This window comes from Candidatus Acidiferrales bacterium (assembly GCA_035934015.1).
In the GTDB taxonomy this organism is placed as follows: Bacteria; Acidobacteriota; Terriglobia; order Acidiferrales; family UBA7541; genus DAHUXN01.
The window spans coordinates 1-2,039 of sequence record DASYYH010000015.1; the positions used below are offsets into that span (position 1 = coordinate 1).

At 57.5% G+C, this 2,039-nt stretch carries 3 protein-coding genes; all 3 read right to left on the reverse strand.

All coding sequences use genetic code 11. The features are described from left to right. On the reverse strand, window positions 1–677 hold a 677-nt coding region (locus VGR81_07255; protein ID HEV2288732.1), incomplete at its 3' end, for a hypothetical protein. 21 nt (window positions 678–698) lie between these two features. Continuing rightward, complete coding sequence (locus tag VGR81_07260) at window positions 699–1,481, reverse strand: TIGR00282 family metallophosphoesterase (GenBank protein HEV2288733.1); 783 nt, start codon at window positions 1,479–1,481, stop codon at window positions 699–701. 76 nt (window positions 1,482–1,557) lie between these two features. Continuing rightward, on the reverse strand, window positions 1,558–2,039 hold a 482-nt coding region (locus VGR81_07265; protein ID HEV2288734.1), incomplete at its 5' end, for an efflux RND transporter permease subunit.

The following is a 2,039-nucleotide window of genomic DNA, read 5'->3' on the forward strand; positions in this document are numbered from 1 at the left end:
CCCCGGGCGATGTATTCATCCATCTCCTGCATCGAGCGCATGGGCATGAAGAAAACGAAAGTCGTCGATGGAGCGCCGGCGTTGACTTGATAAAGCACCCACGGAGAATCGGCATTCACTTTTTCGTACGCCGCCGCGAGGCTTTTCATGGCTTCCTCGAACTCCGCCTCGGAACCCTGGCGGACGATGACCGTGGCGACACGCAAAATGCGCGCTTTGGAGAAATCGATGGTTGCCGCGCGGTAGCCGATGTCGTCGCGACGAACCGCGAAGGAATTGGTCTGGCTGCTTGTATTGGTCAGTAGGTCCTCCTGCAGATTGACGAGATCCGGGTGCGCGGACATCGCGTTGTTCAGCGAGTCGATGGTGGTGTCCATGTCCGCGAATGAGTCGAAGAAATTCAACGTCATCGTGCGCGTGTCGCCGGTCGCGGAGGAAGACTCGATCCAGTAGACGGGAATGCTTGCGCGGTTATAAATCCTGGCGATTCTGGACAACTGGGAAGAGTAAGCCGCTTCCTTTCCCGGGATCAGGGCCTGGTAAACGATATTCATGATTTTGGGCGGCGCACCGACAGGGGAGTTGGACTGTGCCGCTTGTTGGGCAGTCAACATGGGAGCGCAAGTGGCTACAGCAATAGAAATTGCGAATGCGCGGACGGAGAAAAGATTCTTCATGCGCGGACCCTCCCTTCGGTATCAATCGGCGCGAAAGACGTGGTGCTCGATGGATCGAGCCCGGCCAGTTGACTCATCCACGTCAATCAGCGCGGTGTGCATTTGGACGTCGCCCTCCGCGACTTCAAAACGAGCCGGCAAGCCGTTCAGAAAGCGTTCAATGATGCCGTGCTTATCCATTCCGATGATGGAATCGTGAGGGCCGGTCATACCGACGTCGGTGATAAATGCCGTGCCTCCCGGAAGTACGTGCGCATCGGCTGTCGAGACATGAGTGTGCGTGCCTATCACCGCTGTGACTTTGCCGTCGAGGAACCAGCCCATGGCCTGCTTTTCAGAAGTTGTTTCAGCATGAATGTCGACGAGGATCACTTTAACCCCGGCTGGGATTCTCTCCAATTCACGTTCGGCGGCACGGAAAGGACAATCGATCGGCGCCATAAATGTGCGGCCTTGAAGATTGAGTACAGCGAAACCAACGCCATTGCGCGCCGTGCCAGTGTAAAGACCGCTCCCGGGGGCGCCGGCGGGGAAGTTCGCAGGACGCAGCAGGCGCGGTTCATGCGGGAAATAATCGAAAATTTCTTTGCGGTCCCAGATGTGATTTCCCCCCGTTAGGACTTCAGCGCCGGCAGCAAAAAGCTCCTCCGCGAGGCGGGGCGTGATACCAAAGCCAGACGCGGAATTTTCGCAATTCGCGATGGCGAGATCGATCTTCTCCTGCGAGATGATGTCGGAGAGGCGGTCTTTCACGATTCGCCGCCCCGGCGCGCCAACGATGTCGCCAATGAAAAGTATGCGCATAGGGAGGTTAGATGTTAGAGGCTGGAGGCGGGAAAAGACCACATAAATTTGCTACGCGTCGCGGGCGATAGCAGACCTACACCTGCAAGACGTCGCCCTCGCGCGCCAGAGCACGGTACATCACGGGGTCAATGAATACGGCGAGGCAAAGACGGGAGATCAGTCCGGCGACGATGACGATGGCAAAAGGGCGCTGCGTGTCAGAGCCGATACCGTGCGAAAGCGCGGCAGGCAAAAGGCCCAAGCAGGCTACGAGGGCCGTCATCATGATGGGACGAAGGCGGAGGAGCGCGGCTTCGCGCGTGGCGGAGCGAATATCCTGGCCGCCCTGACGCAGCTTATTGATGAAAGAATAGAGAATTACAGCCGTCTCGACAGACACTCCCATTAGAGCCAACAAGCCGAGCACGGAGGAGACACTGAAGGGAGTTCCGGTGACGCAGAGAGCGAGGAGAGCGCCGACTGGCTCCGTGATCAACACGCCGACAGCGATTCCGACCGGGAACTTGAAATTTCCGTAGAGCGCAAACAAGATGAAGAATATCAGTAGCACTGCGA